Origin of the sequence: Amycolatopsis heterodermiae (assembly GCF_034929455.1) — a bacterium.
Taxonomy (GTDB): domain Bacteria; phylum Actinomycetota; class Actinomycetes; order Mycobacteriales; family Pseudonocardiaceae; genus Amycolatopsis; species Amycolatopsis heterodermiae.
In genome coordinates this window covers 1852041-1865519 of record NZ_JAYFSI010000001.1, presented here as the reverse complement: position 1 = coordinate 1865519, position 13479 = coordinate 1852041, and the positions used below count along the sequence as shown (strand labels likewise).

13 protein-coding genes are annotated in these 13479 nt (G+C 67.1%); 4 read left to right on the top strand and 9 right to left on the bottom strand.

The window, feature by feature from the left end:
• Positions 1–663 carry an SCP2 sterol-binding domain-containing protein gene (locus tag VA596_RS09180; protein ID WP_323325016.1) on the top strand — a complete coding sequence of 221 codons (663 nt, stop codon included), beginning with the start codon at positions 1–3 and terminating at the stop codon, positions 661–663.
• 93 nt (positions 664–756) lie between these two features.
• Positions 757–1308, top strand: coding sequence for an SCP2 sterol-binding domain-containing protein (locus VA596_RS09175; protein ID WP_323325743.1), 552 nt, complete (start codon positions 757–759; stop codon positions 1306–1308).
• 25 nt (positions 1309–1333) lie between these two features.
• Here VA596_RS09175 and VA596_RS09170 read toward each other — a convergent pair whose 3' ends face one another.
• The 7 genes from VA596_RS09170 to VA596_RS09140 form a co-directional block, all read right to left on the bottom strand.
• Positions 1334–2470, bottom strand: coding sequence for a DNA cytosine methyltransferase (locus VA596_RS09170; protein WP_323325014.1), 1137 nt, complete (start codon positions 2468–2470; stop codon positions 1334–1336).
• Positions 2471–2516: 46 nt separating this feature from the next.
• Entirely contained in the window at positions 2517–3533 is a 1017-nt protein-coding gene (locus tag VA596_RS09165; protein WP_323325012.1) for a DNA cytosine methyltransferase, read from the bottom strand.
• Positions 3534–3572: 39 nt separating this feature from the next.
• The gene (locus tag VA596_RS09160) at positions 3573–4457 is read right to left on the bottom strand and encodes a DUF6339 family protein (protein ID WP_323325010.1); all 885 of its coding nucleotides are present in this window, start codon (positions 4455–4457) and stop codon (positions 3573–3575) included.
• Entirely contained in the window at positions 4454–5434 is a 981-nt protein-coding gene (locus VA596_RS09155) for a hypothetical protein (protein ID WP_323325008.1), read from the bottom strand. Before VA596_RS09155 ends, VA596_RS09160 begins: the two co-directional genes overlap by 4 nt.
• Complete coding sequence (locus tag VA596_RS09150) at positions 5431–7524, bottom strand: helix-turn-helix transcriptional regulator (protein WP_323325006.1); 2094 nt, start codon at positions 7522–7524, stop codon at positions 5431–5433. The genes VA596_RS09155 and VA596_RS09150 overlap by 4 nt, the downstream gene beginning before the upstream one ends.
• A 122-nt stretch (positions 7525–7646) precedes the next feature.
• Entirely contained in the window at positions 7647–8027 is a 381-nt protein-coding gene (locus VA596_RS09145) for a very short patch repair endonuclease (protein ID WP_323325741.1), read from the bottom strand.
• Between the two features lie 143 nt (positions 8028–8170).
• Entirely contained in the window at positions 8171–8641 is a 471-nt protein-coding gene (locus VA596_RS09140) for an FxsA family protein (RefSeq protein ID WP_323325739.1), read from the bottom strand.
• A 68-nt stretch (positions 8642–8709) separates the two neighbouring features.
• On the opposite strand from VA596_RS09140, the gene VA596_RS09135 reads away from it, so the two are divergent.
• Entirely contained in the window at positions 8710–10017 is a 1308-nt protein-coding gene (locus VA596_RS09135; protein WP_323325004.1) for a pentapeptide repeat-containing protein, read from the top strand.
• Here VA596_RS09135 and VA596_RS09130 read toward each other — a convergent pair.
• A complete protein-coding gene (locus tag VA596_RS09130) occupies positions 9991–10542 on the bottom strand; it encodes a TetR/AcrR family transcriptional regulator (protein WP_323325002.1) in 552 nt (183 codons plus the stop codon). The genes VA596_RS09135 and VA596_RS09130 overlap by 27 nt on opposite strands.
• 80 nt (positions 10543–10622) lie before the next feature.
• Here VA596_RS09130 and VA596_RS09125 point away from each other — a divergent pair, with 80 nt between their 5' ends.
• Complete coding sequence (locus tag VA596_RS09125) at positions 10623–11531, top strand: quinone oxidoreductase family protein (protein WP_323325000.1); 909 nt, start codon at positions 10623–10625, stop codon at positions 11529–11531.
• Here the strand turns inward: VA596_RS09125 and VA596_RS09120 are convergent.
• Positions 11528–13474, bottom strand: coding sequence for an ABC transporter ATP-binding protein (locus VA596_RS09120; RefSeq protein ID WP_323325737.1), 1947 nt, complete (start codon positions 13472–13474; stop codon positions 11528–11530). The two genes, VA596_RS09125 and VA596_RS09120, sit on opposite strands and share 4 nt — an antisense overlap.
• Positions 13475–13479 lie beyond the last annotated feature (5 nt).

Genomic DNA, 13479 nt, shown 5'->3' with positions numbered 1-13479 from the left:
ATGGCCGACAATGCCGGGATGACCAGCGCCGATCAGGTCGTCGGCCTCCGCGGCGCGGCGCTGCTCGACGCGCTGGAGCGGCTCGACCCGCTGGGTCCCGAGGCGCACGCCCTCGACGTCAACGCGCTCGCCGACGCGGTCGACCCGCGCGACCTCGGCAAGGACGATTTCCGCCGGCTCCTGAACGCTCTCCTTCGCCTGGCTGAGCGCGCCCCCGCGTTCGACCTGAGCAAGGTCGACCCGACGCGCTTCGCGTCGCTGGTGTCTTCGGCGTCCCGGGCGCAGCTCGAGAGCGTCGTCGCCGAGCGGCCGTTGCGTGAGCGCGTACTGGACGAGATCTTCGCCCGGATGGGCGCCCACATCCGGTCCGATCGAGCCCGCGACCTGCACGCGGTCGTCCACTGGCGCATGGCCGGCGGAACCGGCGACGGCGGCTACGACCGCTACGAGACGGTGATCGCGAAGGGTTCGTGCACGGTCAGCCGCGAGATGCGCGAACGCCCGCGCGTCACGATCACGATCGCCCCGGCCGACTTCTTCCGGCTCATCACCCACCAGGCGACGCCGGCCGTGTTGTTCGTCACGGGAAAAATCAAAGTCAAAGGTGACCTCGCCTTTGCCGCCGGCCTGATCGGTTTCTTCGACCTCCCGAAACCCGTATAGTTCGTCGCCGTGCCCCGAAATGCGGACGACCGCCCCTGGCGATCCCGCCTGCGCACTTCCCGCCGCCCGGTCCGCATCCGCGCGAGCCACGCGATCAACGGCTTCGCCGAGAAGCTGGTGATCGGCAACCTGACGGCCGACCAGTTCATCCAGGTCCTGGAAACCCTGCACATGCTGGGAAACGCGGGCGCCGGCATCGAGCTGAGTTCACTGTCGACAGACGTCTTGGTGGACGTCGTCCGCCGCGCTTCCCGCGACCAGTTGAAGGCCATCGCCGACCACCCGGAACTCCGCTCGGTCTTCCTGGACGAGATATTCCGCAGAATGTCGGAACACTTCCTTCCCGCCCGAGCCCGCCACGTGGACTTCGTCGTTTCCTGGCGCTTTTCCGACGGCAACGGAGAGGACGGCTACGACCGCTTCCAGACGGTGATCGAGGACGGAGTCTGCGTTTCCAGCTCCGACCTAGCCCGCACCCCGGACACGACGATCACCCTGTCAGTGGACGACTTCATCCGCATGGCCACGGGCAACGCAGCGGTAGCGGCAATGTTCGTAACGGGCAGAGTGAAGGTCAAGGGCGAGTACGCCCCGGCGGTCAGGTTCTCGAGCTACTTCGACATCCCCAAGCCCACGGTGGACTGACCGCGATCGCAGGTGGACTTGTCCGTCAGAACAGAGTTGCCGTCGCCACCGGGGCGGGAGTCTGGGGCTGAGGCGGCTGCCCACAAAGGAGTGGCTTGCTGTCCTTCGTCACCGCCCAGTCGCCGTTTACGGCGGCGTCGAGCGCCTTCTCTTCGAGCTTGATTCCCAGGGCCGCAGCCAGGACGTGCGCAGCAAGCCTGGGTGGAATCGCGTTGCCGATCTGCTGGGAAATGTCCTTCCCCGCCCACGGGTAATCGATCGGGAACGTCTGCAACCGCCCTGCTTCGGCAAGTCCGAACCGCGGGAGGTCCTGTTCGCCGTGCGTGACGAGACGGTTGCGCGAAACCTTGCCGGTCACGGTCGCTGCGGGCTCATCGGAGGTGCGTCGCCCCCGGAGCTTGGGATCTCCGCCCGTGCCGTAGTTGGAGATGACCACGTACGGTGTCTCACGCTTGACCGCCTTCCCCATGGCCACCCATGGGAGCAGGCCTGGCTCTCCCTCGGATGCGGGTACGCCCTTCCGATAGAGACGGTGGGTCGGCGCGGGAAGGCTCGGCTTGCGGTCGCGACGAGCGATCAGGATCGCCCGACGGCGCGTCTGCGGCACCCCGTACATCTCGGTGTGCAGGATGCCGCAGTCCGCCTTGTAACCAACACCTTCCAAAGCCTCCTGCATCGCCTCCCAGACAGGCAGCACCGCAGGAACCTGTTCGAGCACGATGGCGTCGTAAGGGCGCCCGTCTTTGACGGCTTCCAAAGCCCACCTGAGGGGTTCCAGGACCAGTCCTGTTCGGTCGTCGTCCAGGTCGGCCAGGTCGTCCTTTACGTCTTCGCCTGCGGCCATCCGCTTGACAAAGTCGAGAACCTGGTCGAGCGCTCGTCGTCCGGCTCCGCCGCCTGCCACCGTGTACGTCTGGCACGGCGGACCGCCGGCGAGGATCGTGGCTGTCGGAAAGTCCGACGGCTTGTGGTCGCGAACGTCAGCGTGTTGGGTCCGAAGTTCGGCTTTCCGGCGGGTGGTACAGGCATTGTCGTCCCACTCGACTCCGTCCACGTCGATCCCCAGCCAATGGGCGGCGACGTCCAGTCCTCCCGGGCCGGCGAAGAGATCCACCATGTGGATCCGCCCTGCGGAAGGCGAGGTGGATGGTTCAGGAGCCATGGGCGAGAGCTTAGCTCGTGCGACCATCCGAACGGCGCAGGCGCGATCAGGAGCGTTCCAGGACCCCGCGGATTGCCTGCCCGAGTGCGCGTCCCACCGGCGGTGGCGTGGCGTTTCCCACCTGGCGGTACTGGTTGGTCTTGCGGCCCGAGAGCTGCCAGTCCGACGGGAATCCCTGGAGCAGGGCGACCTGCGGAACGGTCAACCGGACCATCCCCGCGGGACCGAGGTTCGGGTCCCAGCGGAAGTCCGGATCAGGTGGCAGGTCGGCGACCGTGCCGCCGTTCACGCCCATTTTCGCCCACAAGTGCTTCGACCCGGTCGGTCCAAGGTCCGCTCCACCTCGATCCCAGGAACCGCCGACCAGCGTAGGAGCGAGCTGATCGGCCTGCGCGGCCCACTCGTCGACCTGCGACCATCCCCGGGAGGCCATGGACTCACGCAACACGGCGCCCACCGAAGGCGGCGGAGGCTGCACCTGCGGCAGGCGGAACGTGTCCCCGGCCCCGCCCTTGAACGCAACCATGATGCCGTGCCTGCGCACCTGGGACACGCCGTAGTCCGCTGCGTTCACCACGAACCACCGCACGTCGTAGCCGAGGTGCTCGAGTTCCTTCTCGGCGTGCTCCCGATCGTTGGCGTACCTGTCCTTGGTGACCAGATCCGGCACGTTTTCGATCAGCAACGCACGCGGCTGGATTCCCGGCACGAGCCAGACGGCGGCCCTGAGAAGCTCCAACTCGACGTCACTGCCTCGACCACGATTGACCGTGGCGGAGGCTTGCACTCGCGGCAGGCCTGCAGAGAGCAGGTCCACGTCGTACAACCGCTCGTCATCCTCCGCTGGATCGAACTCTCGCAAGTCCATTTTCTGGATGTCCCACTGTGGTCGATTGAGACTCAGCGTCTTGCAGGGCAGATCGACGTTGTCGAGCAGCAGGACGGGATCGAAGCCGGCCTGCTCCAGCCCCAGTGCGAGCCCCCCTGCGCCCGCGCACAGTTCAAGTGACCGGTAGCGTTTACCCGGCGAGTCATAGTGCTTGGAATCGTGTTCTCGTGGCATTTCATCCCCTCACTCAAGTGATGTCGGCTCGATGCGTTGTCACGCGGATTCGGTCTTCTCCTTGGACCTGTCCCGGAGAGGTGCCTCCGCAAGGAACTTCTCGAAGAGCGGCACGAGTTCTTCGACGGAACGCCTGTTCACCACACCGTCATCGGGACCGTCCGGAAGGTGGTTCAACTGCACCGCGGCCGCGTGCGCCGACTCGGCGATCCAGCCGCGGTGCGCGTCACTGTCGGTCGGCGTGTCCGGCGCCAGGACGTCGAACATCAACGTGCTGCCTGCCGCATTGGCTGCTCTGGACAGTGCGTTTACGTGATCCGAGACTCGGGCGACCTTCTCGTCGACAAGTCGCTGGATCACACGGAGCATCGCCGCCGCGGCCGGACGATGATCGATCACGCCGGACCGCATGACGCTGTTCACAATGTCCTGGTACGCGAAGACGGTTGCCACCGGTCCGTAGTCGGCGCCGTCGCGGAACAGTTCCGCGGCCCACCACAGGCGAGCGAAAGCCTGCACATCGCTCCGGCCGCTGAACCGTGTGGTCTCCGCGACCTCGCTACCCTTGTGGCGCCACACTACGTAGTCCGGCGCAACGAGCATGGCGAGGTAGTTCCACAGCCCTCTTTCGGCGGCTTCGGCACGAGTCATCCGTATTGTCGCGTGCAACCGCGGGGCCAGCCAAGCATCGGCGTGGACCCGCCGATCTTCGAAGCGACGCATCGCCTCCTCGCAGAGCTCGCGTACAGGCTCCGTGTGCCACCGGCTCCCGTTCTCGGGCAGGGGCACGGCGGCCTTCAGAAGTGCTGCCCGTGGTGGATTTTCCTGCCCCGCCTGCATACCGCGGCTCAGGTACTTGGCAACGACGGCGTCGGGCAGGATGCCAAGGGTGGTGGGAACGTCCACAATGGATGTGGGACTCATTGGTCGTCGTTCCTTTCCGAGCGCTGGAAGGTTCGCACGGCGCTCGTCAGCTTCCTGGTCAATTGACTGCGTTTGCCGGCCGCATACTGGATGTTCGTCTGGAGTTCCGACCAGCCGGAGCCGCTCTTGCGACGGTCGCCGATGTCGTAAAGCGCGTCGGTGAGCTGCCTGCCCGGCAGCACGTCCGGCAACATCATGCGCAGCACGGCTTCGCGCCAGCCGCCCGGCATGATCGGGGTGCCGTCGTCGTCGACGTCGAGTTCGCTGATCGAGGCGTTGAACATCGCCGTCCACGCGTCCTGGGCGATCTGGCTCGACGTCAGGTCTCGAAGGGTCTTTTCCGTCGATGAGCCGCCCTTACCGTTGATGATCTCGGTCAGGCCCTCGACTGCGGTCGTGTTCAAGTACACGGTCGGCAGGTCACCGGCGGTCTCGACGATCCACGACGAATCTTTGAAGGGGCGCAGCCACTCGTGAGGCCCTTCGCGGAAGTCCGTCTGCTCGATCCTGATCTCTTCCTGACGGCGGGGCGTCCCTGCCTTGAGGTCGACGTACCAGACACTTTCGGGAGCACCGATCATCCGACCCGGCACATCGTCGACCTTGGCGACGATGGCCAGGGTCAAAGTGGCCCGGGCGCGGTGGTGGTCGTGGACCAGGTCGATCGTCCCCTGCCAGGTACCGTCGGAGTCGCGGGTCAGTGGCGAGGTGCTGCGCGCGTTGGTGACTGCCTCGGAAAGAATTGCCAAGCACGAGACGTCGGACCACGTCTCTTCGTCGATCTCGGGTGTCGGCAGTATTGCCTTGATCCGGATTCGGGCGGTGTCCCACTCGTCGCGTCCGGCGTGGTGGAGCGCCACCACGCGCTCCGGCTTGGAAATCCGGGAGTACGGCAGATCCCTACCGTCGACATCGACGGAGACAACCTCGAAGTCGACGCCGCCGAACAGGGTCGGATAGGGGAAGACCGATTTCAAGCCACACCTCCACGGGCCTTGTGAATGTCGACGACGAGCTTGGCGAGCGTGGCCGAAACAGGATGGCTCGAAGGATCGGTGACACCGGAGAACGTCGCCGAACGCACTCCCGGCTCGACCACGATGTTGCCGTCCTCTTCGCGGCAGTTCTCGGCCGCGACGAGAGTGCTCCACGTGACCGCGGGGCGGCCACCTGCCCGGACGTCGAACTTCGCGACCGGTGTGAGCAGCCACAGGTCGTCGGCATCGGGGAGTTTCAGGTCGACCCGGACGTTCCAGGCGCCGGCACTGTCGACATGTCCCTTGATGTTGCGCACCGTCGGGACGCCCTGTGCTCGATGGGTCCCGGTGGTGAATCCGTCGAGTTTGAGCAACTCCCGCAGCGTCGTAGGACCCTCACTCGGCCCGGTGGGCCGTCGGCCGACAAGTCGTCGGATCGTCCCGTCGATCTCGCTGCGGAACTCGTTGATCCTGCTGAGCGCACCCCTGGCGTAGACCGACGTCAGCTCCTCGGTCGCCCCCCAGCGATTGTGCTCAGGTGGTTCGGATGCTCGGAGGAACTGTTCGGCCAGGTCGACATCGTGGCCGGATTCCTCGGTGGCGCCCCCGGCGAGCAGCACCGCGTGGAATCGGGTTGCGCCAAGCGGAAGATCACGCGGGCGCCGCCTCATGATCGTCATGCGCGTACCTCGCATGCACACGACGTGGTTCGCCTCCTCGTCCCCTTCGACAGCAGGAGTCAGAAGCAGTACGGCGTCGTGGTCGATGGTCTTTTTCCGGGCGCCCGTTTCTCCGCGGCGCGGCGGGACCACGAGTCGAACCGTGGCGCGAGCCACCTGGTTGCTCGATGTCAGCTCGTCGACTGTTTCGTCGTCCAGGTGTGCTTGGAATGCGCGGCTCAACGCAGCGTGCGAGGTGCGCGGGTCGACCCGCTCTTCCTCGATGAAGACGCGGCCGTTTCGCAGGGTGACGACACTGGCTTCCAGCAGCGGGCCTGCCTTCTTGCCACCGACCATCGCCGCCCAGAAGCCATCGGCCAGTGACTTGACGAGCTTCTCGTGCATCTCCTGCAAGGACTCGGTGTCGCCGGAGGCGTCGTGGGCCCCGACGATGAGGAAAGAGGTGCCCGCCTCGTCGGTCGGCCGCTCCAAGTGAAGGTCGCGCACGTCCTGCGGGTCCGCCCACCATGATCGGGACACGTCCTTGTGGCTCGGCTCCCTGTCGGGTTGGCCGAACCAACCGGGACCCGCGTATGCCTCTCCGTCGACCTGTCGCCAGGGCAGGTCGAGTCTGCCGATGACGCGCCGTTCGGTACGCCCCTCGTGCGGCTCGGACAACGTCGAATTCATCAGGACCAGGCTGAACCGACTCGTTGCCCAGAGGACGACCTTGCCGATGCCGTAGGAGCCGCCCGCCCTCTTCTCCGACTCCTTGTGGCTGTCGAGCTGACGTCGGACCACCGCGGCGAATCGTCCGTCGTCGTACTCGTCGCCGGTCAGACCGGATGCATTGAAGTCGTCGATCCGCAGCAGGGTGAGCGTCTTCTTGTCGTCGAGATCGTCGAGGGCGGCCTGCAGGCTGCGGGAAACTTTCTGGTGCGCAGCGGCGGCCTGGTCGTAGTGCTTCCGAAGTTCGGGCCAGTGGATCGCTTCGAGAAACGCGTCGAGGGACTCGCCGCTGAGCTCCTCCAGGATGCAACGGACACGGACCGGTCGGCCGTTTTTCTGCCGCTCGTCCAGGGAGTTCTGGGTGGCTTCTCGTGCGAGAACCGAGAGATCCGCTTTGAACGCGAACGCTGCCGCGTTGCCGTACTCGCGCCCGCCGTCGATGTGTGCCGGCCGATGATGCCACTGAAGGCGTGTCTTCGGCGCGACATCGGTGCGGTTGTAGATCGATGCCGAATCCGTGCCGAGGATCTCGGCGATCTTGCGCTGGGTGTCCGGACGGGGTTCGGCACGGTTGTTGATCCAGGCCGAGACCGCGGCGCGGGTTATCGGGATCTTCTCCGCGAGTTGCGCCTGGCTCAGGTCGGCCTGCCGGAGCTGGCGCGCCAACCAGGAACCAAACAGCTCCTCCTGCTGTGGGCTCATCTCGGCGGCCCCTTTCGTGACTGGTGTCCGGCGACAGTAACAGATCGACCGGCAGTCACGCTATATGCTGAATTTTGACTCGATCGACACTGTCAAAATTCTCTGACTGGCAACGATGCCTGCTACCCGGCCCGTCGGCCGTCGACAGCTGCTCGAACACGGTGAGCAGCGATGTCGGCCGCTTCGTGCTCCCACACTCGGACAGGCAGCCAGCCGGCTTCGGCAAGTCGGGTGTCCGTGTCGACGTCGCGCTGCCGGTTGCCTTCGATCTTGGTTCGCCAGAACTCGGCGTTGTTTTTCGGCCAGGTCGCGTGTTCGGGACATCCGTGCCAGAAGCAGCCGTCCACGAATACGGCGACCTTGGCGCCGACGAAGACGATGTCCGCTTCCCGGCGCACACCTTGGATCGGGCGGCGATGGACGCGATAGCGCAGCCCGGCCGCGTAGAGGGCCTTGCGCAGGGCGATCTCGACCTTGGTATCCCGCGACTTCTGTCGGCTCATGCGGGCGCGAGTTCCGGGCGTGGTCTCGAGGGGCTTCACGCCGACATTGTGGCGGGCCCACCTGCTGACCGTGAGTTCTCGTGAAGGCTTGTGTCGGTGCGCAACGGCGCACCGACGATGTTCGAGGCGACGGCGTGGGGCGATCAGCCCTCGATGATGCGCCCCTCGATCACCGGGTGTGACTTCTCCTCCGAAGTCGGCGATGGCGGCACCACTTCGCTGTCCACCACCATCACCGGGCCGCGGCGTTGGTTCGCGAACCGCACCGCCCGCTTCTCCATCCGTTTCAGCCACAGGCGACGGGCCACCGCACGCGACGGCGGCAGCATCAACAGCAGACCCAGGACGTCGCTGACAAAACCCGGGACCAGGATCAGTACCCCGCCCAGGCCGACCAGCATGCCGTCGGTCAGTTCCTTCTCTGCCGAACGTCCTGATCGGGACGTCTCGATGAACGCGCGCATCGCCTTGGCGCCTTCGCGGCGGGCGAGCCAGGAGCCGATGAACGCGCCGGCCAGCAGGAGGCCCAGCGTGCCGAGCACGCCGACGGCCGAGCCGACCGCCCAGATCGCGGCGATCTCGGCGATGACGTAGAGCAGGAACGCGACAGCCATACCGGGACAACGAACGACCTGTCCGATTTGCTCCCGGGCCCGCTGACCACCGGCTAGTCTCACCGATCGTGTCCGACTGGCTCCGCTGGCTCCTGATCGCACTCGCGGTGCTTGCCGCGGTCGCGGTCACCGTCGGGCGGCGTCGGCCCCGGCTCACGTTGCCGCAGGTCAGGGCGCGTGGCGGGATCGCCGCCTCGGTGCTGGTGTGGCTGGTCATCGCGATCGTCGTCGCCGGGGGGACGGCCGGTGGGCTGCTGTGGTTCTTCGGCTGGCCGCACCTGCCGACCGCCGCTGTCTTCGACGTCACCCAGTTGCTCGACCTGCTGAAGATCGCCCTGTCCGTGGTCGCCGGGTTCGGTGGGGTCGTGCTGCTGGCCGTCAACTACCGCAAGCAGCGGGTCACCGAGAACGAGCACGCGCTCGCCGTCGAGAAGGCCGAGCGCGAGACCGTCCAGGGCTTCAACGAACGTCTCGGCACCGCTGCCGAACAGCTTGCTCACGACAGCCCTGCGGTGCGCCTCACCGGCGTCTACGCGCTCGCCGGCCTCGCCGACGACTGGGAAGACAAGCGCCAGGTCTGCGTCGACGTCCTGTGCGGCTACCTGCGCATCGCGCCGGAGGTGGTGTCGCCCGGTGAGGCCGAGGTGCGGCAAGCCGTCCTGCGGATGTTCCGCGACCGCCTCGGTTCCGGCGGCCGATGGTGGCAGCCGGTCGACTTCGACTTCACCGGTGTCGTGTTCGAGAACGCCGACTTCTCCCGCCTCCGGTTCCCGGGGGCGGTGATCTTCGACCGAGCCGACTTCACCGGCGAGCTGACCTCGTTCGAACGCACCTCGTTCGCGGGGGCGCTCAGCTGCCACGGGACGCACTTCGCCGCGAGCCGGACGACCTTCGCGCGTGCCCGCTTCAAGGGCAGTGCCGAATTTGTCGGGGCCGAGTTCGCCGGCGGCGACCTCGATTGCCCCGGGTGGGACGTCGACGGCCGGATTGCCTTCTACCGGTGCGAGATCCGGTGCACCCGGATCGATTTCTCCTTGCTGACCATCAAACGGGGCGAGGTTCGGTTCGAACGGATCGAGTTCGCCGACGCCGAGGTGACGTTCGACGTCTCCGGCGACTGGGAAAACAAGAACTTCTCGCGGCTGATTTTCGACGAAGCGCGGTTCACGAGCTGCCGGTTGCGGCTCCAGCTCGACCAAGACCGGGAACGCATGATCTGGTTCATCGACTGCCTGCTGGACTCGGTGACCGTCCAACTCCCCGAACTCGACTGGCTGTCGCCCTGGCTGAACCTTCGCGACGTCGAACTCCGTGGTGGCACCGAAATCCCGGACGGGATCATCCGGCGGTCAGCGCAGGAGCGTCTCGATCATTGACCGCAACCCCGCCGCCAGGCGGTGGGAATCGCCGGTGCGCAACAGGTGGATCATCAGGTCGCTGTGCAGCGAGCCCAGCAGCAGGTGGGCGGTCAAGTCCGCGTCCAGCGTCGGGGACGCCGAAGCCAGCAGGCCCGCCACGTGCGCGTGCCACGACAGGTAGATCGGGCTGTTCAGGCGGTCCGTCGAGGCCTGCTCGAACGCCGCCATCACCGTGACATTCTTCGTCGCCAGCGCGACCACCGCGTCGAAGAACGCCGCCAGCCGCTCCGCCGGTGGGGCGCCCGGGCCCAGCGGCGGCGGTCCCGATTCGAGCGCGGACGACAACGCCCGCACGCGTTCCTCCACCACCGCGCGCATCAGGCCTTCGCGGTTGCCGAAGCGGTGGAACACCGTCCCCTTGCCGACGCCCGCCGCCTGCGCGACGCGGTCCATCGACACGTGCTCCAAGCCGTGCGTGGCCAGTAGTTCCTCGGTCGCGCGCAGGATCGCCCGGCGGTTACGGGCCGCGTCGGCGCGTTCCATGGAGGCTCCTCGACAAGTTGACTGACGGTCCATATAGTAGGCGACCGTAAGTTGACCGTCAGTCCACTTGGGGAGAGCAGATGCGAGCAGTGGTGCAGCACGGAACGGGTGGTCCCGAGGTGCTGAAGGTGGAGGAACGCCCTGTGCCGGAACGCGGCGAAGGCGAGGTCCTGATCCGGGTCGAGGCGATCTCGGTGCCGTTCTACGAAACCCAGCTGCGGTCCGGGATGCTGCCCGGTGGGGAGCCCTCGTTGTTCGGGCACGAGGCAGTCGGCGTTGTTGTCGAAGCCGATGACGAAAACCTGGTCGGACGTCGGGTCGCCAGCATGTCCTACGTCGGCGGTGCGTACGCCGAGTTCGTCGCCGCGAGCCAGTACACGGTGGTGCCTGAGCAGGTGTCCGCCGAGAACGCCGTCGCCGCGGCCGTTCCGGCGGCGGTCGCGGTCGCCCTGGTGCGCACCGCCGGGATCGTCGACGGCGAGACCGTGCTGGTCGAAGCCGCATCCGGGTCGATCGGTGGTTATCTGACGCGGCTGGCGAAGGATCGCGGGGCCCGCGTCGTCGCGACCGCCGGCCACGGGAAGGCCGCCGCCGACGTGGTGCTCGATCACCGCGACCCCGACTGGCGCGCCAAGGCACCCGACGGGATCAACGTCGTCTTCGAGTCGATCGGCGGACTGCGCGCCGCCGAGCTCGTGCCGAAGCTCGCGCCGCGCGGGCGGATCCTCGCGTACGGCCTGCTCAGCGGCGAGTTCCCGGTGATCACGGTCGCCGATCTCATCTCGCGGGGACTCACCCTGATCGGCTTCGGCGGCCCCGATGCCTACGGCAAGGACGTCGCCGCCGCCCGCGACGAAGCACTGAGCCTCGTCGCGGACGGCACGCTCACGCCGGTGATCGACCGGACGTACGCGCTCGAGGACGTCGTCGAGGCGCACGCCCGGGCCGAGAGCCGCGAAGGCGTCGGCAAGGTCCTTCTCGTCCCCTAGCTCGGGATCTCGTCCAGGTACGCCTGCGCCTGGAGCGTGAACAGCTCCGCGTAGCCCGCCTTCGCCGCCATCAGCTGCTCGTGCGTGCCGTACTCGGCGACCTTTCCGTGCTCCAGCAGGAGAATCCGCTCCGCCTGGCGCACGGTCGAGAACCGGTGCGAGATGTACAGCGTCGTGCGGCCCTCGGACAGTTCGCGCAGGCGCGAGAACAGGTCGTGCTCCGCCTGCGCGTCCAGGGCCGACGTCGGCTCGTCGAGGATCAGGATCGGGGCCTCCCGCTGGAACGCCCTGGCCAGCGCCACCTTCTGCCACTCGCCACCGGACAGGCTCACGCCCTGGTCAAACCAGCGTCCCAACGGCGTTTCGTACCCCTGGGGCAGGCGTTCGATGCGCTCGTCCGCGCCGGCCCGGCGGGCCGAGTCCTCGATGTGCGGGCGGTCTTCGAGCCGGGTCAGGTCGCCGAGGCCGATGTTCTCCGCCGCCGTACCTTGATACGTCACGTAGTCCTGGAACATCGCGCTGATCCGCGTCCGCAGCTCGTCCGGGTCGTACTCGCGGATGTCGACGCCGTCGAGGCGGATCCGGCCGCCGGTCGGGTCGTAGAGCCGGCAGAGCAGCTTGAACAGCGTCGACTTGCCCGCGCCGTTGCGGCCCACGACAGCGACCGTTTCGCCCGGCCGGATCTCGAAGCTCACGCCGTCGAGGGCCGGTTCTTCCGCGCCCGGGTAGGCGAACGTCACCGAGTCGAACTCGATGTGACCCTCCACAGTGGACGGCATCGGCCGCGGCTTCTCGGGCGCGGTGATCTCCGGTTTCGTGCCCAGGAAGCGGTAGAGCGTGTCGAGGTAGAGGTTGTTCTCGTACATCCCGGAAAACGCCGTGAACAGCCCGGACACCGACGTCTGCACGGACGCCGCCGCGGCCGTGTACAGCGCCAGGTCGCCCAGCGTGAGCCGCCCGCCGACCGCCTCCAGCGCGATGTACAGCGCGATCGCCGATCCCACGAGCGTGCTCAGCAGCCCCCAGGACGTCGAGCTGATGTTGCGGTTGATCGTCAGCTTCCGCTGCCGCTCGTAGGAGACGACGCCGAGCCGGCGGAACCGGTCGACGAAGTACGGGCCGAGCCCGAACAGCTTCGTCTCCTTGGCGTAAGTGTCTGTGGTGACCAGCGAGGACAGGTAGTCCATCCGCCGCTTGATCGGCGACATCAGGAAGGTGAGCCAGAACGCGCGCGAGCCGTACTTCGACTGCGAGATGAACGCCGGGATCGGCGCGAGCAGCGCGACCAGCGCCAGCAGCGGGCTGACGGCCACCAGCAGCGCGATCATGCTGCCGAACGTGATCAGCGTCCGCACGAGCCCCAGCGCGGAGTTCATCATCGACAGCGGCCGGGTCGGCGCCTCCTGCGCGGCCTGGCGCAGCATGTCGTACGACGCCGAGCCTTCGAAGTACGCCAGGTGCAGCTCGCTGGAGTGCGCCATCACCTGGTGGCGGATGGTCAGCGTCATCCGCTCCTGCAGCAGCGTCTGCGCGATCGACGTCGCCGCGCTGCTGATCGCGGTCGCGGCGAGCACGCCGAACTGGAACAGCGCGACGTTGACGATGTCCATCGTCGTGCCGCGGTGCTGGATCGCCGCGACGACCGAGTCGAGCAGCAGCTTCGCGATGTACGCGGTGACCGTCGGCAGCAGACCCGACAGCAGCGTGATCAGCGCCAGCACGATGGTCAGGACCGGGCTCGCCTGCCAGGTCAGCTTGACGACCTTGGGCAGGCCGCGGACCGTGCCCGAGACCGACGTCTTCGCGCGTTTCAGCCGGGAACGCCAGTCCTTCGGCTGGTCGTCCTGCTTGGGCTCCGGGATGTCGACCGGGCCGGTCAGCCCGCTGTCCGGGACCGTCGAGATGGCTCGCCGACGGCCGCGCCGGGCCATCACGAACTCCATCCCGC

Coding starts and splice junctions, on each gene's coding strand:
- VA596_RS09180 (WP_323325016.1), top strand. CDS start 1: ATGGCCGACAATGCCGGGATGACCAGCGCCGATCAGGTCGTCGGCCTC.
- VA596_RS09170 (WP_323325014.1), bottom strand. CDS start 2,470: ATGGCTCCTGAACCATCCACCTCGCCTTCCGCAGGGCGGATCCACATG.
- VA596_RS09165 (WP_323325012.1), bottom strand. CDS start 3,533: ATGCCACGAGAACACGATTCCAAGCACTATGACTCGCCGGGTAAACGC.
- VA596_RS09160 (WP_323325010.1), bottom strand. CDS start 4,457: ATGAGTCCCACATCCATTGTGGACGTTCCCACCACCCTTGGCATCCTG.
- VA596_RS09150 (WP_323325006.1), bottom strand. CDS start 7,524: ATGAGCCCACAGCAGGAGGAGCTGTTTGGTTCCTGGTTGGCGCGCCAG.
- VA596_RS09145 (WP_323325741.1), bottom strand. CDS start 8,027: ATGAGCCGACAGAAGTCGCGGGATACCAAGGTCGAGATCGCCCTGCGC.
- VA596_RS09140 (WP_323325739.1), bottom strand. CDS start 8,641: ATGGCTGTCGCGTTCCTGCTCTACGTCATCGCCGAGATCGCCGCGATC.
- VA596_RS09130 (WP_323325002.1), bottom strand. CDS start 10,542: ATGGAACGCGCCGACGCGGCCCGTAACCGCCGGGCGATCCTGCGCGCG.
- VA596_RS09125 (WP_323325000.1), top strand. CDS start 10,623: ATGCGAGCAGTGGTGCAGCACGGAACGGGTGGTCCCGAGGTGCTGAAG.
- VA596_RS09120 (WP_323325737.1), bottom strand. CDS start 13,474: ATGGAGTTCGTGATGGCCCGGCGCGGCCGTCGGCGAGCCATCTCGACG.